15 protein-coding genes and 2 pseudogenes are annotated in these 21,844 nt (G+C 73.9%); all 17 read right to left on the bottom strand.

Features of this window, described 5'->3' with window-relative positions:
• Nucleotide 1: 1 nt before the first annotated feature.
• The gene (locus ABZW30_RS38640; RefSeq protein WP_355675965.1) at nucleotides 2-2,527 is read right to left on the bottom strand and encodes a GTPase-associated protein 1-related protein; all 2,526 of its coding nucleotides are present in this window, start codon (nucleotides 2,525-2,527) and stop codon (nucleotides 2-4) included.
• A complete protein-coding gene (locus ABZW30_RS38635; protein WP_355675964.1) occupies nucleotides 2,524-3,705 on the bottom strand; it encodes a hypothetical protein in 1,182 nt (393 codons plus the stop codon). The genes ABZW30_RS38640 and ABZW30_RS38635 overlap by 4 nt, the downstream gene beginning before the upstream one ends.
• Nucleotides 3,705-5,642, bottom strand: a complete 1,938-nt coding sequence (locus tag ABZW30_RS38630; protein WP_355675963.1) for an Hsp70 family protein — start codon at nucleotides 5,640-5,642, stop codon at nucleotides 3,705-3,707. Before ABZW30_RS38630 ends, ABZW30_RS38635 begins: the two co-directional genes overlap by 1 nt.
• The gene (locus ABZW30_RS38625; protein WP_355675977.1) at nucleotides 5,633-7,651 is read right to left on the bottom strand and encodes an AAA family ATPase; all 2,019 of its coding nucleotides are present in this window, start codon (nucleotides 7,649-7,651) and stop codon (nucleotides 5,633-5,635) included. The genes ABZW30_RS38630 and ABZW30_RS38625 overlap by 10 nt, the downstream gene beginning before the upstream one ends.
• Nucleotides 7,648-9,156 (bottom strand): hypothetical protein, encoded by a 1,509-nt coding sequence (locus tag ABZW30_RS38620; RefSeq protein ID WP_355675962.1) that lies wholly within the window; start codon nucleotides 9,154-9,156, stop codon nucleotides 7,648-7,650. Before ABZW30_RS38620 ends, ABZW30_RS38625 begins: the two co-directional genes overlap by 4 nt.
• On the bottom strand, nucleotides 9,153-9,803 hold the full coding sequence (locus tag ABZW30_RS38615) for a 4Fe-4S single cluster domain-containing protein (RefSeq protein ID WP_355675961.1): 651 nt from the start codon (nucleotides 9,801-9,803) through the stop codon (nucleotides 9,153-9,155). Before ABZW30_RS38615 ends, ABZW30_RS38620 begins: the two co-directional genes overlap by 4 nt.
• Nucleotides 9,791-10,861: a hypothetical protein gene (locus tag ABZW30_RS38610; protein WP_355675960.1), complete on the bottom strand. Its 1,071-nt coding sequence runs from the start codon at nucleotides 10,859-10,861 to the stop codon at nucleotides 9,791-9,793. The genes ABZW30_RS38615 and ABZW30_RS38610 overlap by 13 nt, the downstream gene beginning before the upstream one ends.
• 2 nt (nucleotides 10,862-10,863) lie before the next feature.
• Complete coding sequence (locus tag ABZW30_RS38605) at nucleotides 10,864-11,670, bottom strand: protein phosphatase 2C domain-containing protein (RefSeq protein ID WP_355675959.1); 807 nt, start codon at nucleotides 11,668-11,670, stop codon at nucleotides 10,864-10,866.
• On the bottom strand, nucleotides 11,667-12,440 hold the full coding sequence (locus ABZW30_RS38600; RefSeq protein ID WP_355675958.1) for a hypothetical protein: 774 nt from the start codon (nucleotides 12,438-12,440) through the stop codon (nucleotides 11,667-11,669). Before ABZW30_RS38600 ends, ABZW30_RS38605 begins: the two co-directional genes overlap by 4 nt.
• Nucleotides 12,437-12,655 (bottom strand): hypothetical protein, encoded by a 219-nt coding sequence (locus ABZW30_RS38595; protein ID WP_355675957.1) that lies wholly within the window; start codon nucleotides 12,653-12,655, stop codon nucleotides 12,437-12,439. The genes ABZW30_RS38600 and ABZW30_RS38595 overlap by 4 nt, the downstream gene beginning before the upstream one ends.
• A gap of 163 nt (nucleotides 12,656-12,818) precedes the next feature.
• A complete protein-coding gene (locus ABZW30_RS38590) occupies nucleotides 12,819-13,904 on the bottom strand; it encodes a hypothetical protein (protein ID WP_355675956.1) in 1,086 nt (361 codons plus the stop codon).
• 71 nt (nucleotides 13,905-13,975) lie between these two features.
• Entirely contained in the window at nucleotides 13,976-14,662 is a 687-nt protein-coding gene (locus ABZW30_RS38585) for an RES family NAD+ phosphorylase (protein ID WP_355675955.1), read from the bottom strand.
• On the bottom strand, nucleotides 14,662-15,375 hold the full coding sequence (locus tag ABZW30_RS38580) for a hypothetical protein (RefSeq protein WP_355675954.1): 714 nt from the start codon (nucleotides 15,373-15,375) through the stop codon (nucleotides 14,662-14,664). The genes ABZW30_RS38585 and ABZW30_RS38580 overlap by 1 nt, the downstream gene beginning before the upstream one ends.
• Nucleotides 15,372-18,716: a CHAT domain-containing protein gene (locus tag ABZW30_RS38575; RefSeq protein WP_355675953.1), complete on the bottom strand. Its 3,345-nt coding sequence runs from the start codon at nucleotides 18,714-18,716 to the stop codon at nucleotides 15,372-15,374. Before ABZW30_RS38575 ends, ABZW30_RS38580 begins: the two co-directional genes overlap by 4 nt.
• A gap of 99 nt (nucleotides 18,717-18,815) precedes the next feature.
• On the bottom strand, nucleotides 18,816-19,358 hold the full coding sequence (locus tag ABZW30_RS38570) for a hypothetical protein (protein ID WP_355675952.1): 543 nt from the start codon (nucleotides 19,356-19,358) through the stop codon (nucleotides 18,816-18,818).
• A gap of 275 nt (nucleotides 19,359-19,633) precedes the next feature.
• Nucleotides 19,634-19,804: pseudogene (locus ABZW30_RS38565) on the bottom strand (pirin family protein); the annotation flags it as partial.
• A gap of 1,106 nt (nucleotides 19,805-20,910) precedes the next feature.
• A pseudogene (locus ABZW30_RS38560) lies at nucleotides 20,911-21,348 on the bottom strand (family 1 glycosylhydrolase); the annotation flags it as partial.
• Nucleotides 21,349-21,844: the final 496 nt, after the last annotated feature.

Below are 21,844 nucleotides of genomic sequence, written 5' to 3'. Positions count from 1 at the left end.
GTCACTCCTCCCCGGGTGTGGTGGATTCCGGTTCCTCCTCGCGCCGGCGCCGAACCGGCCACAGCGCCGGCAGCAGGCGCGCCGCCCGCCGCGGGCCGCGCCGGTTCTCGGCGATCTCCCGGTAGCGGTCGGCGAGTTCGGTGTGGCAGGGCCGCACCGCCCGCTCCAGACGCTCCAGCTCCGCAAGCGGCCAGCGGTAGGCGGTGTGCTGCCGGACGGCGTTGACCACCTCGTAGTGCGCCTGCGCCATTCCGGCCCCGGAGCGTACGGCGGCGACGGCGGCGATGTGGCTGAGCCGGACCTCGTCGATCCGCTCACCGGTCCGGACCAGCTGCCACACCTGCGCCAAGTACCGTTCCAGTAGGGCGTGCCCGAAGTCCGGGATGGCATCGCGCAGTCGGCCGACGTCGGCAGGCACCTGCAGCAGGACCGGAATCAGCCGGTACCGCTTGAGCGCCTGCGGACCGGCCCACAGGCCGGCGTCCTGAACGGTGAAGACCCGGGCGAGTTCGGTGGCCTCGCGGGCCTCGCGCAGTCCTCGCTCCAGCGCCAGGGTGGTGGACACCCGCTGCCGGGTGTCGAGGCGCAGACCGGCCAGACGGTCCGGGCTGGAGAGCAGCCCGTACAGCCGCAAGCACAGGTCGAGTTGCTCCTCGCCGTCAATCGGCTGGTTCGCGGCGCGGTCGAGCCACTGGCCGACCTCCTCGTCCCGGAGCACCTCGACGGGCAGCGCGCGGACGATCTCGATCGCTTCGAGGTGGGTCCAGGTACGGGAGGGGTGGCGCCACAGCTCGCGCAGCAGCTCGGCGTCGGGTACGGCCTGGCCGCGCAGGTGCAGGATCCGTAGCAGCATCTCGGCGGTGCGTTCGGGCTGGCGCTCGGCGCGGGCCCGCCAGTAGTGTTCCAGGAGCAGTGGGCGGCCGGTGAGGTCGCGCTCGGTGAGCAGGGCGGCGGGGAACTGGGTGAAGAGCTGTTCCTGACCGGCTCGGCTCTCCAGCGCCTCCTCCACCGCGGTCGCCAATGCGGCGCGAACCGGCGGGAGTTCGCCGGCCAGCCATTCCACCTCGCGGCGCAGTTCTGCGCCGGGGGTGGAAGTGGCGAGCAGGGCGCGGGCCAGGGCGAGGGTCTCGCGGTCCAGTACCTCGGGCGCCGGGGCCAGGTCGGCGCCGAGCGCCCAGAGCAGCAGCCGGGCGCGCTGCCGGGGGCCGGTGGTGCCGGTGACCAGCAGGCGCTCCCAGAGCGCGGTGGCCTGCCGGCGGGCGTCCCGGTCGGTGATCGGGGTGGGGGCCACGGCGTCCTCGGCCGCGCTCATGTGGGCGCGCATCCGGGATTCGTACAGCCGGCCCTCGATCTCCTGGTGCAGCGCGGTGTCCCCGGCGGCGCTGGCGACGCCGCTGAGCACGGCCAGGTGAGCGTCGTCCAACTGCCGGTGTCCCCGGTACAGTTCGGCGGCCACCTGGGCGCGGCGGGAGCCGAGGTGGTCTGCGCCGGGCAGCCAGTGGGTGAGCACCCGTGCCTCGGCGCCGGTGAGCGCGATGCCGCCCGAGGCGGCCGCCGCGGCGACGGGTTCGTACCAGTCCTCCGGGCGTTCCTCCGCGCCGTGGGTGAACTCGGCCGCCCAAGTCCACACCGGGCGCACCGAGCCGACCCCGATCCGGGTCAACAGGTCCACCAGTGCACGGACCGTCTCCGGGGCGGCGGCCGGCTGGGGGAAGCGGCCACGGGCGAAGTCGAAGACGGTGTAGGCCTCCTCCTCGTCCGCCCCGAAGTCGAGCTGCGCCTCGGGCACCGTGCCGATCAGGTGCAGCCGGCTGCGGGCCGGTCGCAGCACGTAGGTGGCGAAGGAGAGCCTCCGGGCGAACGGGGGCGGCAGCAGGTAGCAGACGGCGGCGAACCAGTGGGCGATCCGCTCGGTGGTGTGGTCGGTGACCACGACCGAGCCGTGTTCGGTGAGCGCGGCCAGCACGGCGGCCAGCAGCTGCGGCAGTTGCGCGGCGTGCGGGTGCGCGGACAGGAACTCCTGGACGCCGCGGGCGGTCAGCGAGCCGCGCGGGGGCGCCGCCAGGACCGGGATTTCGGTGCTCGGCGAGACCTGCCCGCGCCACACCGGGGAGTTCCACAGCTCGATGCCGAGCAGTCCGCGCCCGGCCGCCGGGAAGTCCTCGCCGTGCAGGGCGTGGGCGAAGTAGTTGCCGAACCGGCGGGCCGAGTCCCGGCCGACGTAGCGTACGCACAGGACGGTCGCGGTGCGGCCGCCCTGGTCGTACGGGCGGTAGCAAAGGTTGATCGGGCAGCGGTCGAGTTGCTCCGGGGTGTCCGACTCGACCAGGGAGCGGGGCGGTTCGTACCCGGCGAGCGCCTCCACGGCCTGCCGGGTGCCGGCACTGACGCCCTCGCTGACGGCGTTGAACTGGAAGCCCGAGAAGCCGCTCAGCCCGTGCTCGCAGGAGGTGTAGTAGAGCTGCTGGAAATGCGCACCGGAACGCGCTGCGGCGCCGGCAGCATCGGCGGACGTGCGGTCGTTCACCCGCGCCCTGCCTTCGGGACCGAGCCGAACTCGCTGAGCAGCCACAGCAACGGGTCGGCGACCCGGTAGGGCTGGATGCCGGTGGCGGCGATCCGGGCGTCGGGGGTGGGGTTGCGGCCGAGCGCGGAGACGCCGAAGTAGCGGTAGCGGGTGTAGTGGTTCTCCAGCAGCTGGTCGATCGGCACGCCGTCCCAGTCCTTGAGTAGCCGGCGAACCTCCTCGTGCACGCTGAGGCTGTCGCCCACGTCGAAGCGGTCGCGGGCCGGGGCGTAGTCGCGCAGCGGGCTGGCGTCGTGCAGCAGGTGCCAGAAGGCGTCCATCTTGGAGAACACCACCGCGACCGGGACGTCGATCTTCTGCGTGGAGCCGCCCGCGAGCAGCATGTTCGTCACCCGGGACAGGACGTTCACGGGCGCGTCGAGCCCCGTGGTGCCCGGCAGCGGGGTGCCGGGCAGGGCGCCGTCCCGGGCTCCGGGCATCTGCAGCGGGTCGAGCAGCAGGATGATGCCGTCGGCGTTGGTCAGGTAGCGGGTGTTGAGCTCCACGCTCTCCTTGGAGCTGAAGTCCTCGCCGGCGGTATCGAAGAAGGACAGCACGGTGTGCTGCGGGCGTTCGCCGAGCAGGGTACGGCGGCGCAGGCTGAATCGGAAGACCAGCGGGTCCACCCGGTTGAGGTTGGTGGAGGCGGTTTGGGTGCCGGGGAACAGCTGGTTGTCCCGGTAGAGGCGGTCCTCGTACTCGGTGCTGTAGCGGCGCATGGTGGCGTCGTCCAGGCCCAGCAGCGCGGCCCCGAAGGCCTCGCCGATCCGGTTGCGGACCTCGTGGAGCAGGACCGTCATGTACACCGTCTTGCCGGAGGCCTTGGCGCCGACCATCGCGATCAGCCGGTTGTCCATCCTCCCGAACTGGACGGGGAGTTCGGAATGGCACACCGGGCAGATCCGATAGGTGGTCTCGCCGTCGCAGTCCGGGCAGACCGCCGTCGGCTTGCGCCCGTCGGCGGCGAAGACCGGGCCGAGGTCGTGGCTGCGGCGCGGGCCCATGCGCTCGTCCAGCACCTGGTCGCGTCGGCGCTCGCACTGCTTGCCGGTGCGGCTGAGCCGGCAGTTGCAGCGGAAGCGGATCTCGCGCGGGGCGAAGCCCTCGTAGCAGTAGGGGCAGGTGTGCCGTCGGGCCATCAGGTCACTCGCAGTCTGTGCAGTGCGGTCGGGCGGATGTCGAGGCCGGCGTCGGTGGCGGCGTCACCGTGCGCCGGGAAGCAGACCAGCCAGGAGGGGCCCTTGGTGGCGGGCAGCGGGAACTCGACGGTCAGCGGGGTTCGGGCGGGCAGCCGCTGCGCCCGTACCTCGTGCACCACGGTGCCCTCAGCGGTGCTGGTCGGCCGGAACCGGCCGAGGCCGTGGACGATCCGCAGGTCGGGCAGGTCACAGCCGCTCTCGGCGGTGAAGGTGACGGTCGCCACCCGGCCCTTGAGCCGACGGCGTACGGCCGGCTCGTACTCCACCACCCGCGGCTGCGCGGGCACGATCAGCGCGGAGGAACCCTCGCAGTCCACGCCGGAGCCGGTGACCAGCGCCTCCACGGTGAGGGTCACCGCCTCGCGGCCGACGGCCATGTCGAGCCCGCCGTCGTGCTCGTACGTCCGGCGGCGGCAGACCAGGTCCCCGTCCAAGCGGCGGTCGGCGGCGCCGCCGTCCGTGCGCTCGACCCGCTCCCGCTGCCAGCGGACCCGCGCGCTCAGCGCGCCGTCGGGCCAGGCCCACAGGACGAGCAGGTGGTCGCCGCGCCGGATGGCCTGCAGGTCGGCGACGGGGACGGCGAAGGTGCCGGCGGGCGGGGCTTCGGTGGGCGGGATGGGGGTCGGGATGGGGGTCGGGTTTGGGGTTGGTGTGGTCTCCGGAGGCGCCGCGCTCTCCGGGGCCGGTGCGCTCCGGTGGGACTGCTCGTGGCGGGGCTGGGGGATGACGGGATCGTGGGGCAGCTCGACCGGGACGACGGGCGGCTCCTGCAGCTCCGACAGCGCCTGCGGCTGCTCCGGCCCGCGGTCGGTGGTCCCGGGGTCCGGGTCGGTCACCGTCGCCGTCACCGCCGGAGCCACCGCCTCCGCCGACCGGGTGCGCGGCTCCGGGTCCTCGGCCACCGCCTCCGCCGACCGGGTGCGCGACTCCGGGTCCTCCGCCACCGGATACGGGGTGCGTGCGGCCGGCTCGGGGTCCAGCAGTAGGTACCCGTCCGGGGACCTGGAGGTCCTCGGCGCGGGACCGCTGACCACCCGCAGGACGCCGAACTCCTGCCGAAGCAACAGGCCTCGGACGACGGCCAGTTCGGGCCGGTGGCAACGTACGGTCAGGCCGCGGGCAGCCGGGAGCGCCTCGATCCCGGCCCGGTGCCCGGGGGCGACGGACAGGCCGCCTGCCAGCAGCACGGTGTCGACGGCCGGCTCGGCGGCGAGCTCCTCGGTGACGGCCGCGAGCATCCGCTGGTACAACGGCGCGACCACCCGGTCGAGCTCGGCCCGGCTCAGCTCCACCGGCAGACCGTCCCCGGCCGGTTCCAGCACTTGCTCCGCCGCACTGAGCCCGTGTCGCAACTGCTGCGCCACCCGGCGCAGGTCGGTGCCCACCGCCGGCCGCCCGGCGAGGTGGGCGGCGAGGACCTCGTCCCAGTCCTCGCCGCCGAGGAGGTCGCTGCGGGTGCGCACGACCCGGACGGTGAGGTCGGGGGTGATGGCGAGCACAGTCAGGTCGAGGCTGGTCGCCCCGTGGTCGCAGACCAGGACGCTACGGTCCACGCCCTCGGCGACCGCACCGTAGTGCAGCGCCACGGCCACCGGATCCGGCACCACTCGCTCCACCCGCAACCCGGCGGCCTCGGCGGCCCGGCGCAGCTCGTCCTCGCCCTCGCCGGCGGCCGGCAACCCGAGCACCACCGACGGGTCCGGACCGACCCCCGAGTCCTCGCCCGCCGCGGCGAGCAGGGCCGGCAGGGCACGAGCCGGGTCGAGGACACCGTCCACTCCGTCGAACTCGACCTCCACGACGTCCGGTTGGCTGCCCGGGATGTTCCGGGCCAGGCGCCCGTACCGGTGCCCCAGGTCGATCGCGATCACGTCCATACCTCCTCCTGCGCGCGAACCCACACGGTGCCGTCCGCTCCGGCCCCGACCCGCAGTCGGCTCCCGGGCTGCGGGCGGTGTTCCAGGAGGTAGCCGACGACCGCCGCCCGCACCCGCTCCAGCTCGTTGCGGATCTGCCGGCCCCCGTACGCCTGGTGCTCCGGGTCCGACATCCGCTCGACGATCCACGGGTGCAGCGTGGCGGTGTCAGGCAGGAGCTCGATCCGGTGGCGTTCCCGTACGGACTCGCGGAGTTGGGCGAGCAGCCGGTCGGCGATGCGTACCACGTGCTCCCGGCGCAGCATGTCGAAGACCACCACGCCGGGTTTGAGCCGGCCGTAGATCTCCGGCCGGCCGATCTGCCGGAACTTGTCCTCCACGGCGCGGATGAAGTGCGCCTCCAGTTCGGCGTACGAGGGTTCGCCGCCGGCGTCCAGCAGTCCGCGCAGCTCCTCCGCGCCGGTGTTGGAGGTGAAGATGATCAGGCACTCGGAGAAGTGGGCGGTCTGCCCGCGGCCGTCGGTGAGCCGGCCGTCCTCCAGGACCTGCAGGAACTTGTCCAGCACCTTGGGGTGGGCCTTCTCGATCTCGTCGAACAGCAGCACGCTGAACGGCCGTTCCTGCACCCGACGGGTCAGTTCGCCGCCCTGTTCGTAGCCGACGAACCCGGGCGGGGCACCGGCCAGCCGTTCGGCGGAGTGCTCCTGCTGGTACTCGCTCATGTCGAAGCGGGCGTACGCGCTCTGGTCGCCGAACATCAACTCGGCGACGGCCTTGGCGAGTTCGGTCTTGCCGACGCCGGTCGGGCCGACGAAGAAGAATGCTCCCCGGGGCCGGGCGGTACCGGAGTGGCCGAAGTCGACGCCGACGAAGGCGGATTGGAGAGCCGAGGTGACGGCGTCGACGGCCGGGGTCTGGCCGACGACCCGGCGGGCGAGCAGCTCGGCAGCCCGGGCGATGGTGTCCCGGTCGAGCTGGGTCCACGGGTCGACGCTGACGTTGAGCCGGTGCAACTCCAGGAGTCTGTCCGGCTTCTGCAGCGGTGCGTCGCGCAACCAGGAGGTCCGGGCGAGGGAGTCGATGTCCCAGCCGGTCATGCCGTCGGTGGCGCCGACCAGGGCTTCCAGGTCGGCGGGCGTGGCGTCCGCCGAGCCGTTGAACCGCTGCCGCAGCCAGTCCAGCCACAGCCGGCGCTCACTCGGGTCGGGTCGGCCGAGGTGCAGGGTGGCGATCCGGGGGTCCTCCAGGTGGAACCAGCCGGGCAGCCGTCCGACGTCACCGACCGCGCAGAGTACGGCGTTCCGGGCGTGCGGGCCGGGGCCGACCGCCGTGTGCGGGGTGACCGCCTCCGTCATCGCGGCCCGCAGCCACAGGTAGCCGCGGTGCGATTCGGGCTGGCCGGGCGGGAGCTGGTGCTCCACGTCCTCGAAGACGAAGGAGACCGCCGCGTCGGGCGAGGCGACCAGACGCCGGACGGTGGCGAGGATGTCCTCGAAGTTGCGCGGGCGGGCGGCCGAGCGGGCGGCGAACAGCCGCTCCCGGCCGCGCTGCCGCTCGGCGCCGCGGGTGGTGTGGGCGGCCGCGGCCGCTCCGGGGTCGGCGGGGCCGTCCTCGGAGCTGGGCGGGGCAGTGGCGGTCTGCTGGGCGGGCAGGGCGGCCACCAGCTGGTCGTAGCGCTCCGCGTGGCCCGGGAAGGGGAAGGTCAGGCCGCCGACCGGGTCCCACCAGCCGACCACCTCGGCGCCGCGCAGTTCGAGCAACCCGGCGACCACCTCCCGGAAGGCGGCGGGCCGGTCCTCGAACCACCAGCGGTCGCGGATCTGCCCGTCCAGGACGACCTGCCGCCCGCGCCGCAGCTCCCAGTCCAGGGAGATCGCCCAGAGCGGCATCATGCCGTCCGCCACGGCCCGCCGACCGGCCTGGGCCGCGCCGTCGTGACGGTCCTGACGGGGAGCCGGAGGCGCGGTGCCGCCGTCGGTGGCCGGCTTCGTCCAGTCGACCGTGCTCATTGCTGCCACCGCCACTCCACCGTGTTCGGCAGCGGCCGGCTCTGCGTCCGGGGCGGCTTGCCGTCCCAGGTCAGCTCGCCGGGGACGAACTCCTCCTGCTCGCCGATCACTTCGTGCACACGCTCCAGCAGGTCCTCGGTGGCGTCGCAGACCGCGCGCTGCGGGTCAGGGTGCAGCGCCACATCGGGTTCACCCTCGACCTGGTAGACGAGGACGGGGCTGCCGTCGTCGCCGGTGGCGACGGTGGTCTCGTACAGCGCTCCGGTAGCGCGTTCGAAGCGCAGCACCAGGGCGTCGCCGTGGTCGCCGCCACCGAGGAAGGCGAAGCCCTCGCCGAGCATGGCGTCCTGGAGCGCCTGTGCGAGGTCAGTGCGCCGGGTGTGAGCGAGGTGCAGTTCGTCCAGGCGGGTCTCGGCCTCGGCGAGCACGGCTTCCAGGGCCGCGACGGCGTCGAGGGCCGCGTCCGGGGCCGGGGTCGCGAGCACGGCCTCGGCCGAGTGGAGGGCCCGGTCGAGCCGGTCGGCGAGCTCCGGGTCGGCGAGGTCACGGGCCTCGGCGGCCGCGTCGGTGACGGCGGGCCGGACGACGCCGAGCCGGTCGCTCGCCTCGCCGAGCAGCGCCGCGAGGCGCTCGCGTTCGGCTTCCTCGGCCGCGACGCGGGCGGCGGCCTGTTCCGCGGCCTGGCGCCGGGCCTCCTCCGCCGCCTGCAGCCGGGCTTCCTCCGCCTGCTCCTGCGCCCGCCTCCGGGCCTCCGCCGCCTCCGACTCCGCCCGCCGCTGATCGGCCACGGTCGCAGCGTGCCGGGTGAGCGCGTGCTCCACCGTGCCCAGCAGCGCCGCGACCCGGGTCTGCGCGCCCGGACCGGACTCGGCGCGCAGCCGGTCGAGCAGTCCCGTGCAGCGCTGCCGGCCCTCCGCGTCGTGGGCCGCCGCGTCCGGTCCGAGCGCGGCCAGCCGCTCCTCGAACCCGGCCAGCAGGGCCGCCCGGTCCCCACCTGCCGTGGAGCTCCCCGGCAGGCTCACGATCCGGCCGCGCAGCTCCTCGATCGCCGCGCCGAGCCGCCCGCCACCGCCGCCGCCGACCCGCTGTTGCAGTCGCGCCAACTCGGCTTCCAGGGCGTCCAGTTCACTCCCCGGGCGGCTCTGCCGCGCCCGCTCCAGCAGCCGCCGCACCTCCGCTAGCCCGCGCGCATCCGCCCCGGCCTGCTCCTGGTCCATCCGCCGGGTGTGCGCCTCCCGCTCGGCGGCCCGCCGGCGCGCCGCCTCCTGCCGGGCGCGCTCCACCTCCGCCCGGGCCCGCTCGCGACGGGCGGCCGCCTCCTGCGCGCGCCGGACAGCGAGCTCCGCGCGTTCCCGGGCGCGCCGGACAGCGAGGTCCGCCCGTTCCCGGGCCCGCTGTTCCTGCTGCCGACGGCGTTCGGCCTCGCGCCGGCGGCGGAGCTCCTGCTCCCGCCGCGCGTACACGGAGGCCACCTGGACCGTGCTGTACTTCGGTGATCCGCTCATACTTCCCTCCCGGCCTCGGTGCGCAGGACGAATCCCCGCGCGGCGAGCTGCTCCTCAAGTCCCTCCCGGAAGCCCGGAGTCGGCGGCACACCGGCCCAGGAGAGCGATCCGTCGCCCTCCACCGACACCTCGACGCCCGCGCTGGTGTCGGGCTCGGCCGGAACCTGCGCGTAGCGCTCGCCGAGCGCGATCAGCCGCTGGTTGGCCGAGCCGCGCCAGCGCAGGGCGGCGTGCCGCGCCGCCACGTACGGGCCGTCGACCAGCAGGTCGAGGCGCTCCAGCAGGGCGCGCCGGTCCGGGCCGCCCGCCCGCAGCGCCTCGTGCCGGTAGCCCGAGTACGCCATCGCACTGAACTCCGGTCGCCGTGCCCGTACCGCGTCCAGCAGTTCGACCAACGCGCCCGCCTGCGCGAAGGGTTCGCCACCGGACAGGGTGACACCCTCGATGTCGGGCAACCGGCAGAGCCAGTCGACGAGTTCGGGCACGGCCAGGGGCGTTCCGCCGTCGAAGGGCAGCGTCTCGGCGGCGACGCACCCCCGGCAGCGCAGCGGGCAGCCCTGCACCCAGATCACGGCGCGCACGCCGGGGCCGAGCACGGTGCAGCGGTCCAGCCGCCGGGCCACGGAGAGCCGGGTCACGTCGGCCATGCCGCAGCCCTCCCCGCTGCCCCGGGAGCGGCCGCCGTACGCTCGCCCCCGCCCACCTCGGCCACGTCGCACCACGGGCACCACGGCCGCTCCACCGTGTGCACGTGCCGGGTGTCCACCGCGCAACCGCGCAGCCGGTTCGGCGCGGCCTCGGCGGCCAGCGCCTCGGCCCACTCGCAGGCCGAGGGCCGCACCCCGCCGAAAGCGGCCAGGAACAGCTCCCGGAGCCGCCGCGGCAGCACGTCGACGGGCGGGGCGGAGCGGGGCAGCACCACCGAGGCGCGGTCCAGCAGCCGGCAGCGCCCGTGCAGCACGTTGTCGTCGTACGAGAGGTAGGCGCCGCCGTCCCCGGGGTGCCCGGCGAAGGGGTGCAGGCCGTCGGTGAGCAGCTGGTGGACCAGGACGGCGAGGACGAAGTCGTCGGCCGCACAGTCCGGCGGGGTACCGGGCTGCGCGCCGATCCGCTCGGGGGCGGTGTAGCCGGGGGTGCCCATCCGGCCGGGGAACAGCTCGCCGGCATCGGTGAACTGCCAGGAGTCGACGTCCGCGATGGCGACCCGGCCCTGCCCGTCGACCCACAGGTTGTCGGGTTTGAGGTCGCCCACCACGTAGCCCGCGGCGTGCAGGTCAGCGACCAGCCGGGCGAGGGAGCGGGCGGCGGCGAGGGTGGTCGCCCAAGTCGCCTGCGGCAGCGCGATGCGCCGGGCCGCCGGGGTGAGCAGGTGGGCGAAGGGGTGGTGGTCCCGGCGCAGGTCGGCCATCAGGTAGCCGTCGACGGCCGCCCCGTCCGGCGGTCCGTCGGTGCGGACGGCCGTCAGCGGCCAGGCGATCCGTACCGGGGTGTCGGCGAGCAGCCGCACGGTGCGCGGCTCGCGCCGCTGCCGGACCAGTCGGGCGATCCGGCGGCGGTAGGCGGCCGGGGTCGGCGGGTCGGGGACGAGCTTGGCGACCAGCGGGCGCGCGTCGTCGACGGCGTACACCACACCTTCCGAGCCGTTGCCGATCCGCTCGGTGAGTCGCCAGACGCGCCCGGTGTCGGACACCACGGTGAGGGCCATGCTCACCACCCGTCCAGTACGGCGCACAGCACCGTCAGATCGTCGCCGGTACGGGCCGCCGCGGGGCCGGAGAGCAGCGCGCGCAGCGGCTCGGCGTCGCCGCCGTTGGCGCGCAGGGTGGCGGCGAGTCCGCAGAAGAACCGCGTCGCGGGCACCGGGCCGGCCTCCGGGGGCAGCCCGTGGACTTCGGGGTGGTCCAGGCTCAGGGCGGCGCAGCCGTCGGTGGCGAGGACGACGCCGCTCAGCTCCGGCTCCCACACCACGAAGGTGCGCACCTGCAGCGCGGCGCCGGGCGAGGAGAGGAACACCGGCCCGGGGCCGCCGGGGGCGGGCGGCGGCATCACCAGGTGGCAACGCTCGGCTGCCCCGGCCTGCCGGGTGAGGACGGTGCCGAAGCAGTCGCCGACCGAGACGACGGCGACCCAGGGCGGGCGCACCACGGCGGCGGCGACGGTGGCGGCCAGCGCGCCGACGTCGGCCGCCTCCCCTGCGGTCGCGCCAGCGGTCGCTCCGAGCACGGCCTGCGCGGCGCCCAGGTACTCGGCGACCAGCCGGGCCCCGCCGGCCGCCGCCCAGGCGGTCCAGACTTCCGGTGCGTCCTCGGCGGCGGGCACGCCCTCGGCCAGCACTCGGCAGGCCGCGTCGACGGCGAGGTGGGCGCCGAGCGCGCTGCGCTCCCGGCTGCCCGCGCCGTCGGCCACGGCCAGCACGACCGCCCCGCCCAGGTCGGCGGCCTTGAAGGCGTCCTGGCATCCTCGCCCGGCCGCCAAGTGCCCGGTGCCCTGGACGACTGCGCCTGCAACGATCACCGGTGTTGCTCCTCTAGCCGCCGCATCCGTTCGAGCTTGTCGTTGTACTGCCGCACCTCGCGGTGGATGTCCTCGGCGGTCCGGTCGGGCGTGATCCGGTCCGAGCTCTGGAACAGCAGGTCCAGGATCTGCCCGAAGCTCAGCTCCTCCAGCATCAGCGCCGCCTTGGGGGCGAGCACCTGTAGCAGCTCCAGGTCGGCGCCGCGCACCCCGATCGCCTGCAGCACGAACTCGCCGCGCTCCTCGCCCAGGCGCACCCGGCGGGCGGTGTCCGCGAGGGCGGCCGGCTCCATCCGGTTGCCCTGGGCGTCGCTCGGGGCCCCGTCGGTGAGCACCCAGAGGAACGGCCGCCGGACCGGGACATGCTGCTGCTGGAGCGTCCGGTAGCGGGCACCGGCCAGCTCCAGGGCCGTCTCGACGGCGTCGGTCAGCCGGGTCAGTCCGGAGGCCGCCAGCCGGGGCGGGCGCATCCGGTCCACCGGCACGAACAGCCGCTCCGGCGCCACCTGTTCGACCGGCACCAGCTCACCCCGGCCGGCGTCGAAGACCCGCACCCGCGAGTCGAAGGCGACCAGGCAGACCTCCACCCGGGCGCGCAGCCGCGGGGCCGTGCGCTCCCCGTCGAACCAGCGGGCCAGCGCGTCGTTGAGCGCGTCGATCCTGGGCTGCTCGGCCGGGCGGCCCATCGAGGCCGAGGCGTCGAGGAGCAGCACGACGGGCTGCCGCTCGTGGTAGCCCTCGGCGGGGCCGAAGTCGTACGTGCTGCTCATCCGCGCGCCGCCCCGTCCCGGTCGGCGGGGCGGGCGACCAGCCGACCGCTCGTCTCGTCGAGGCCGACGACGACCTCCGTTCCGCGCGGGGTCGCGGGGGCCTCCGGGAGCATCCGCAGCAGGACGCCCTCGACCAGGACGTAGGTGTCCGGCGCGGGCCAGGTCACGGTCCGCCCCGCCGCCCCGCGGGCCCACTCGTCCATCCCCTCAGCCATCCACACCCCCGTGTGACTGTCCGTCAACTCGACTTTCCGGACGAGGTGTCCCGGAGGCGATCACCTTTCCATCGGACCGCCCGCGCGCGCAACCGCGATCACCCCGTGGATCGCGGTGGTGTGCTCTTCGTTCCTCGCTCGCGCACCCTTCCATTGCACCGGATCAGCCGGTCGCCCGCCGGTCGTGTGCGGGGCGAATCCCGGCCGGAATGCGCTCCACGAGTGCCGCGGCCTCCGGCGTGCGCACCACGAAGTGCACGTCCCACAGTGCCCCGCCGGCCAACTCAGCTTCCACGGCGGCCCACACGGCGGCCAGGCCGGCCTCGTACGACAGGCCACCGCGTCCCGAGCCGAGCAGCGGGAAGCACACCGAGCGCAGCGGCGGGTCGAACCGTTCGTGCTCCTCGGCGAGCAGCGCGAACGCCCGGGAGACGGCCCGGGTGACATCGGAGGGCAGCACGTCATAGTCGTTGGTCCCGGCCCGAGGGACGGCCACCGCCGCGTGATAGATCCGGCGAACTCCCCGCTCCACCAAGGCCCCTGCGCCGGTGGCCGCCACCGTCCCGGGCAGCACGGAACGCCCCGCCACCCCGCGTCCTGCCACCCAGGCGCGCAACTCGTCGTGCAGCGGGTCCGCCAGCACGTCACCGGTCACCCCGCGCCGGGCGGCCGCCCGGCGCAGCGAGGCGGCCACCGAGGACTTGTACGGCTCGGGCAGCGCGAAGTACACGTTCGCGGGAGAGACGACCACGTCCACCTCGCGCAGCAGGTCCACCGGGTGGACGTGCAGGGCGAGCGCCACCGGCCGGTCACCGGCGATCACCTGAACCGTCCGGTGGGTACCGGCACTCGACCTCACGGGAGCCGGTCCCGGCTCCGCGGCAAGGCGCAGGATGTGCTCGGCGACCTGCTCCAGGACCATCACCTCGTGATCCTTGCGGAACCGCTCCACGCTCACCCCGTACACCCCGGCCGCCCGCGCCCGGCGGTCGGAGGCCGGCCAGTCCCGGGTGCCCTGCGCCAGGCCCAGGGTGTACTCGGCGGCGGTGCGCAGGGTCCCGGCGTCCAGCCGGGAGACGGCCAGCCGCAACAGTGCCTCGACGGCCGCGCCAGGGGTCCGGGCGGCAGTGGCCTCGGCGGCGGACTCCAGGGCGGGCAGCGCGCGCCCGCGCAGGCGGACCAGCCCGACCCTCCGGACCTCCTTGAGTTCCGGCAAAAGTGACCCGACGTCAGGAACGGGTGATGCCATGCGCCCACGATGACATCACCCGTCGAGTACGCACAAGTCGTGTTCGATCACCTCTGCGTGAGCGGCCCTGTTCACCACCCCACGGGCGTCGAAACCTCCGCTCGAAGGGGCTTGAGCAGTTCGTTGACCTGCTTGAGGCCCTCCGGGGACCCGAGGTCGGGGATGCTCCACTCCGGCACCACCTCCAACGGGCCGCCCTCGCAGTGTTCGACGCGGTCGCGGTAGAGCATCAGGACGTCCTCGCGCCGGTTGCGCCGGGAATCCCAGAGCAGGCCCTGCGCCTCCGGTGCCTGGGCCCGGATCTCGCTCGACCAGCGCCGTGACACGGCGTAGTTGCGCTCGTCGTCGAGGAGTGTCTCCTGGCAGACCGCGGCCAGGTCGGCGCCGGTCTGCAGGGGCACCAGGGTGAGGTCGCACCGGGAGCGCAGGCAGCTCAGCGAGCGCCCCTCGGCCACGGCGTAGAGGACCTCCCGCGTGCCGTCCCCGCCATAGGGCACGGAACGCAGCATGCTCTCTGCGAGGGCCGTGAGGGGTGTCGCCGCCAGGTAGAGGTAGTGATACGGATCGAGCAGCGTGCCCTCGAAGCGGCCCCCACCGAAGTGGATGTCCGAGAGCTTGTCGTTGAACTGGTCCGGCGCATAGACGGACCTGTGCACCCGCCACAGCTCGGTGCCGGCCGGGACCGTGGTGAGGTTGGGGCGCAGCACCGTCGTGGTCCTGGGGAAGAATCCGGTCGGATCGAAGGGACGCTCGCTCATCATTCCCCCTCCACCAGTTGCGCAGCCGCCCCGACCAACTGGTGGTCGGGCAGGCGGCCGAGCAGCGAGGCGGGTGCGCCGCCCAGCCAGCTGTTGTCACTGAGCCACCAACTCCCCGCGCCCCAGGGGTCGATCTCCGCGAGCAGCAGCCGGTTGACCTCCAGGACGACCCCGTACGGGGCGCCGCCGTCCACGGGGAACTGGAAGCGCGGGTAGCGCGCGCCTTCCGGGGATCCCGGCACCCGGATCAGCTCGGGCGGCGGCGGGCCGCCGCAGCGGTCCCTGGCCTCCTGCGCGGAGAGAGCCAGCGCGTCGAGCAGCAGGTGGCCCGGCCTGGTCTCGCCGGCGGGTGCTCGGTCGAGCACCGGCTCCGCCGCAGGCGTCGGCGCTGACAGCCAGGCCAGCAGCTCGCGCGCCACGTCCACGTCCGCCGGTACGGGCGGCGCGCCGACCAGTCGCGAGGACTCCAGCGCGGCGCGCACCGGGTGGTCGAACGGCAGCGGCCGCAGCGCCCGCCGGACGCCCTGGAGCGCGTTGCGCCGTCCCCGGTCGTCGTCCGCGGTCACGGCGGCGAGCGCCTCCAGTCGGCTCAGCAGGACCGCGTACCGCTCCTCTCCGAGCTGTGCGCGAATGCTGTCCCGGTGTTCGCGGATCAGACCGAGCAGCCGTTCCGTCGCCCGCCCGCGGCCCTCGTCCGAACCGTCCTCGTTCATGCGCTCCTCCTTTCCTTCGGGTCGTTCGTGTCCCCGTGCCCGGCCGGACCGGGGTGGCCCTGGTGGGTGAAGGCGGCCCAGTACGCGATCCGGTCGAGGTCCGGGCGCCGCAGTTCGTCGGTCAGTTCCTCGTGCAGCGAGCTCGGGGCCTGCCGGTCCGGGTCGAGCATCCACAGCTGCGCGGCCCGCAGCGCGTCGACGGGGCTGAGCCGGTCGACATTCAGGTAGTGGTGGAACACCGCCATGAGCAGCGCCGAGGCGCCGTCCGAGGCGGCCCAGCGGGAGCCGACCACGTCCCGCGCACCGGCCGCGCAGAAGCCCGTGGTGAGGGTGAGCGCCTCGTCGTGGTCGCGCGTCGAAAGGTCGGTCTGGCAGGCACTGAGCACGACCAACGGGCCGTCGTCGTTGCCGTGTTTGGCATCGGGTCGGTCGAGCAGCCGGGTGACCGTGAGCCGGCCCGAGTGGGGAGCCGGGCCGTCGTCGGGGTCGGCCAGTTCAAGGGCCGAGGCCGTGGGGTTCGTGCCCGCCGAGCCGTGCGCGGCCAAGTGGAGCACCGAGGCCCCGTCGGCGAGGTACCCGAGGACGGCCTCGGGCGTGCCCGGGGCCAGCTCCTCCTCGGCCAGGTCCGAGACCTGTCCGCACACCCGGGCCTCGGGGTAGAAGGAGTCCCGCAGGGCCAGCACCTCGATCTCGGCGTACATCAGGTCCTGGCTCGGGTCGGCGAGTAGGACGGGCGCGGCCGCCGGCGGCCGGGGCGCGCGTCGCACCGAGCGCAGAAACTGGCTGCCCGAGGCGGCATAGCTGATCACCGCGGCCTGGCAGAGGTACTCGTACGGCGGCTCGCCGGGGAAGCGGCCGGCGTGCCAGGGCACGATGCCGAGGCGCCCGCACGGCACGAGGACGATCCGCAGCGGCCGTCCCTCGGCCTCCAGGCGCTTGTCCAGGCCTGCCAGGACCGGGCCGAGCACCGCGCAGGCCCAGTCGCAGAGCGCGGCGAGCGCGTCCTCCCAGGCCTGCCGCAGCGCGAGCTCCTCCGTGCTGTGGCCTTTCACGGCGGCATCGAAGGCGGCGGCGGCGTCCAGGTAGCTCTCCAGCGGGCCGCTCTCGGCCTGGGACAGCTGCTCCAGGATGCCCATCCCGGCCCCGAGTTGCGGGCCCACAGCGATGACGATCCCGGGGCCGACCTCGGCGCCGGGCACCAGGTACAGCAGCGCGTCCGCACCGCTGTCCGCGAGCCCGTCGGAGAGTTCGCTCAGCGTGGGGGCCGCGAGCAGGCCATCCTCCTCCCGGTAGCCGAGCGCCTGCAGCGCCCGGCGGCGCAGGGCGCTGGGCAGTTCGCCGGGGACTCCACCGGCGCGGCTCACACCGTCCGCCGTCTCGGTGGCCGCTCGCCAGGCCTCGGCGAGCTCGTGGTGCCCGCGCTGCTCCAGGAGCTCCGGGACGGCCGAGGAGGTGGATGCCGCGTGCAGCACCAGCGCGCGCCCCGACTCCAGTGCGGCCACCGCCTCGTGCAGCCGCCCCTGAGAGCCGGCCCACAGTGCGGCCTGGACGCCCCGGCTGGCTCCGGCCCTGGCGGCCACCAGCCCGTGCTCGGCACCGGTCTGCAGGAGAACGTCCGCGGCAAGCGCGGTCAGCGCCTCCTTCGCGGCGTCCAGGGCCCTGGTGTCCGACACGTCCTCGTTCTCGACCGCGCGCACCCGGTACGCCCCGGCCAACTGCCACAGCGCCTCGGCGGCGATCCGCGGTGCCCGGCCCTCGCGGATGCCCTCTCGGACCCGCTCCAGTTCCTCGATCAGGCGGTCGAGAACGCTCCGGTCGCGGGTCAGGCCGTATCGGAGGGCCAGTGCGAGCGCGGCGTTGTAGACCTCGTCCGTCGAGGCCTTCGACGGCGGGGCCTGGTACTCCTGCATCGGCGTCGGCGGGGTGTCGGACAGGGCGGCGCGCAGGAGGTCGAAGTCCGGGGCGGTAGGGATCGGGATCTCCGTGCCGAACGGCGCCCCGGTCTCCTTCACCGTGGACATCCCGCCTTCCATGACGGCCAGGCCGTCCAGGAGCAACTCCCGATCCCAGGCGACCATGCCGAGCTTGGCCCGCGCGGCACCGAGCGTCAGCTCGACCACTCCCCGGAAGAAGCCGTCCGGGACCTCCTCCGCCAGTTGCTCGGCCTCGGTCACCAGGCCGCGCGCCACCCCTGCGTTGTGCTCGGCGTCCCCGGTCTCCCCGACGTCCATGATCCGGTGGTACAGGTCCATCACCCGGCCCAGAACGGCCGGGTCTCCGATGCCGGGCGGCAGGGAGCCCGCCATCTTCCCCAGGCTGTCCTGGATCGCCGCCATGTGCCGACGGCCCTCCTCCCTGTCCTGGAGCGTGCCACCGACGCCGGCACCGACGTTGAGCAGCAGCGCCCGGAGCCCTTCCAGGTGGTGGGACTGGTCAAGACCGGGAGGCTGGTGGTCCTGGACCTCACTCAACCGGCCGAGCAGGTGGTTGAGCGCCCGGTGGGGGTCGGTACTGTTCAGCGCTTCGTCGAGGCCGTAGCTGGTGGCGCGGACGGCATCCAGGCCGGCGACGATGCGGCGAAGGGCGTCGGGATCGAGGACGGTCGCCGGGTCCGGAACAGGTCCCGGACTCGAATCCGAGACCGGATCCCCGGTCGGGTCGGGGGCGGCCGCCGTTCCGAACATCCTGTCCAGCAACTGACGTAGCTGGTCCGAGAAGGGATCTCCGTCCGGAATCATGCTCGCCAGGAGGTCGTGGATCCCGGCCGCGCTCGGAGCCGCGATCCCCCGCTGCATCCGGCCCAGCAGTTCGCGGTCTTCCGGCGGCAGCGGAAGGTCCACGATCTCCTTGATCAGCTCGTGGAACTCCTGGGCGACACTCATCATCCCGGCCGGGCCCACCCGCTGCATCCACTCCACGTAGGCCGAGAGGTCGGGTACCGACCCCAGCCCGGGCTGCGACTGCAGGGGCGAGATCAGGTCCGCGAGGAAGAACGCCGCCCACGTGCGGTGCTCGACGCTCACAGCCGCACCCAGCACCGTGGCGGGGTCCCGCACCTCCCGCAGCAGGGACTCCGCACGCTCCCGGTCGGCCCGCGCCCCGCCGGCGTTCCATCGCAGGGTCAGCGCGGCGCCCAACCACATGCTCGCCGCGCTGCGCAGCGCGGGATCGTGGTCCAACAGCGGGGCCAGCTGTTCGAGTTCGCCGATGGACGCGTCGCACTCCCGCTGCGATGGCGCCTCACCGCCCCGGAGGGCGGGAACCAACCGCCTGACCCGCTCCTCCGCGTCCGCGACCCAGGCGCGCAGCCCCTGTACGCCGCCGTCCTCCACGTCGCCCACCGGCTCCCCGCCTCTCCGGATCCATGACTTCCCCCGTGGCTACCCGCCACTATGCCGGGCGCTCGGCCCGGCGGTAGCCGAATCCCACGACTGGCCTGCTCAACGCCCGAAATCCGCCCGGGACACACCCAGTTGGGCCCGCATCTCGTCCCGCATTCGGCGCAGCGCGGCCCACCGGGCGTCGATGCCCTGCCGCACGGCGGCCGGCAAGTCGCCGACCCGGGGCGCGCCGGCGTCGAGGCGACGGACCATGCCGTAGAGCTCGCCCAGGTCTCGGCTAAACGGGCCCGCGAGGTCCAGGACTTGCTCGGGCACCCGCAACTGCGCCTCGGCGTACACCTCGCGGTAATGGTCGCGTGCCTCGGCGAGCCGCTGCCGGGCCGCCGGGAGGTCCGCGTCCCGGCCCAGCGCGTGCACCTGGTCGGTGAGGGCGGCCAGGTACTGCCGGGCTGCCGCGTTCAACGCGACGTAGCACGCACGCAGTTCGTGCTCCCGTCGATGCTGCTCCGCCACCTCCTCGGCGCGCTCCTGCTCGCGCCGCCTCCCGCCGTCCGCCGCGCGCTGCGTCAGCAACGCGGACAGCAGCGTCCCGAGGACGCCGACGACCGCGACGCCGAGTGCACTCGCGCCCTCGATGTCCAACTCGGACCTCCGTCCGTCGACTTCCCTGTAGGGCCAGCGAAGCAGCGGGCTCCGGACAGGAGCAACGGCCGGCCCGGAGGTCGCCCGTGATTCGACCTGGCGCCGACCGGCTACGCGTCACCCGAGACGGCACGGTCGTGCCCTGGTGTCAGGGCCCGACCGCGACTCGCTCCCTCGCCTCCGGGAGCGACACCTGTGCATTTCGGCGCTCGATGTCGACGGGCGCGGAGCCCCTCCGACCGGCCTGGGAAGTCCGCCCCTGCGTTTCCCGCAGGTCAGCACTCCCGGCCCCGGGCCTTCAGCGGCATCGCCGGCAGTTCCGGGGCGGGCAGCCGGTAGCCGGCGTAGCCGTGGATCTCGCCGAAGCGGGTGCCGGTCATCCGGTCCGTGCGGGCCTGAGCGATGTCCTCCGTCGAGCGGCCGATGAAGTTCCACCACATAACAACGTCACCGATGTCGGCCAGATCGTCACGGCAACAGGCCTATGGCCGCCAAGCTGTCCCGCGATGACTTCTTCACGGCAAACGTGATCACGGAGTGGGGTTCAGCAGACGGAGCGTCGGACGCTGGCCAGCGACTTCCACGCCCTCCGCTGTAGTGAACACCCCTCGATCCAGGCCCAGGCAAGCCGTCGCCAGCCAGCGGCTCGCGCTCAGCGCTGTGGCCACCGCCTCGACATCCTTGATCAACGTCCAGGAGGACGACACAAGATCGAAACACCCGATCTCCAACACCTCGGCCAAACGGAACCTCACGGTGATTTCCGGCTTCGGCCCCAGTCCAGCCCTGGACACCGCGCGGCGCTGCCTCCAGGTAGGCGGGCAGTCACAGGCCATTCCTGCGACGGCAGCCGGCTCCAGGAATCGGGCCCCGTCGCAAACGTGCGCACGGTGTCCCCGCCCGATCAGCCTGAAGTCCAGGGACTGTGGCCCATCGAGTGTGATCGGAAATTGGTCCCGTTGGGTTATCAGTGAAGCCCCGGACCGTTGCATCCTCACGCCCCCACCGAGCGATCGGGCCAGGGCCGTCGCCACCTCCCGTGACGACATGGTGACTCGCCAGCCCTGGGCCGGGACTGCTGGGTCGCCCGGAGGTCCGCTCACGTGGAACCGCCCCACGACAGGTCCTGAAGACCAGCTGCCACGAGCGCCCTCACCTGGGACGGAAGGGGCGCCAGACGATGCAGCGAGGAACAACGAGACCTCCGAGAATCCGTGGGGTGGGACTCCCGCATGGTCCGGGTAAACAACAGCTTGGCGAGGCCGGACTTCTCTGGTAATTCAGCGCAGCCCGCCTGGGGCGTTGGGGCCGGGCAGCGAGATCGTCGCCAACCGGCCCCCAGTCAGTTTGTCGCCCGTAGATGGCCCGCGCCGTCAGCCTCGCGCTCCTGCCAGAACTTCCTCCTGGGCCGCCCAGGGGTCCGGCTCGTCCAGCCAATGGATCTCAACCCGAGACCTGCCGTCGAACGGGATGCCTCGGTGGCCCTTCGAGACGACCACTCGCCGAACCAGGAGGCGGATCAACTCCCGCCGAAGCTCGTGGTCGGCGTCGGCTCGGCGAAGCGGTACGCGGTGTCGCGGTTGAGCCAGCCGCCCTCGTCCTCCAGCGCCTGCGGGAGGTCCCAGTGGAAGAGGGTGAGGAGCGGGGTGATGCCCGCTTCCAACAACGCGTCGACCAAGCGGTCGTAGAAGGCGAGTCCGGCGGGGTTCACGGGCCCGGTACCGGTGGGCAGCACCCGCGGCCAGGAGATGGAGAAGCGGTACCCGTCGAGCCCGAGCCCGCGCATCAGCTCGATATCCTCCGGGTACCGGTGGTAGTGGTCGCACGCCACCGCACCCGTGTGCCCGTCCCGGACGGCGCCCGGGCGAGCCGCGAAGACGTCCCACACCGAGGGGCCGCGCCCGCCCTCGCTCACCGCCCCCGCGATCTGGTAGGCGGCGGTGGCGACACCCCAGCGGAACCCCGCCGGCAGGTCGAAGCGGTCCGGCATGACAGCCTCCTGACGCAAACGCGAGGAGGACTCATGTTGCCGACGCGGCGGCGAGGTCGTTCTTCGAGCGGCGTAGTCGCTTGTGGGTGGCCTCAGGGGCCGGCACTGCGAGGCGTATGGACGGCCGGCACGTGGGTGACGGGCGGCGCGCCGGGCCGGCATCCAGTTGAAGCCAGCAGGGACGGGGCCGAGGCCGTCGGCAGCGGAACCTGCGGGATGCGGTGAGGCTGGGAGCGCGTCGGCACGATCGGATCCTCACCCGGCCACCATCCCAGCATCAGGCCGGCCCCCGGGCGCCCGCGAGCGGCACGGTACGTGGACGAGGCCGCGGGCCCTGATCAGCGGCGCTCGGAGTCAGAGTTTGAACATCGCGGTGTACGGCGGGGTGATGCGCTCCTGCCGCGATCCGAAGTCGACAAGTACCGCGATGTCGCCGTCGCCTTCGAGGCCGATGACCCGGCCGAGGCCGTAGCTGTCGTGAGTGACGCGGTCGCCT

Source organism: Kitasatospora sp. NPDC004669 (assembly GCF_040609455.1).
Classification (GTDB): domain Bacteria; phylum Actinomycetota; class Actinomycetes; order Streptomycetales; family Streptomycetaceae; genus Kitasatospora.
This window is presented reverse-complemented; position numbering and strand designations above follow the sequence as displayed.

Coding starts and splice junctions, on each gene's coding strand:
- ABZW30_RS38615 (WP_355675961.1), bottom strand. CDS start 9,803: ATGGCCGACGTGACCCGGCTCTCCGTGGCCCGGCGGCTGGACCGCTGC.
- ABZW30_RS38600 (WP_355675958.1), bottom strand. CDS start 12,440: ATGAGCAGCACGTACGACTTCGGCCCCGCCGAGGGCTACCACGAGCGG.
- ABZW30_RS38625 (WP_355675977.1), bottom strand. CDS start 7,651: ATGAGCACGGTCGACTGGACGAAGCCGGCCACCGACGGCGGCACCGCG.
- ABZW30_RS38630 (WP_355675963.1), bottom strand. CDS start 5,642: ATGGACGTGATCGCGATCGACCTGGGGCACCGGTACGGGCGCCTGGCC.
- ABZW30_RS38580 (WP_355675954.1), bottom strand. CDS start 15,375: ATGAACGAGGACGGTTCGGACGAGGGCCGCGGGCGGGCGACGGAACGG.
- ABZW30_RS38620 (WP_355675962.1), bottom strand. CDS start 9,156: ATGAGCGGATCACCGAAGTACAGCACGGTCCAGGTGGCCTCCGTGTAC.
- ABZW30_RS38590 (WP_355675956.1), bottom strand. CDS start 13,904: ATGGCATCACCCGTTCCTGACGTCGGGTCACTTTTGCCGGAACTCAAG.
- ABZW30_RS38635 (WP_355675964.1), bottom strand. CDS start 3,705: ATGGCCCGACGGCACACCTGCCCCTACTGCTACGAGGGCTTCGCCCCG.
- ABZW30_RS38595 (WP_355675957.1), bottom strand. CDS start 12,655: ATGGCTGAGGGGATGGACGAGTGGGCCCGCGGGGCGGCGGGGCGGACC.
- ABZW30_RS38610 (WP_355675960.1), bottom strand. CDS start 10,861: ATGGCCCTCACCGTGGTGTCCGACACCGGGCGCGTCTGGCGACTCACC.
- ABZW30_RS38585 (WP_355675955.1), bottom strand. CDS start 14,662: ATGAGCGAGCGTCCCTTCGATCCGACCGGATTCTTCCCCAGGACCACG.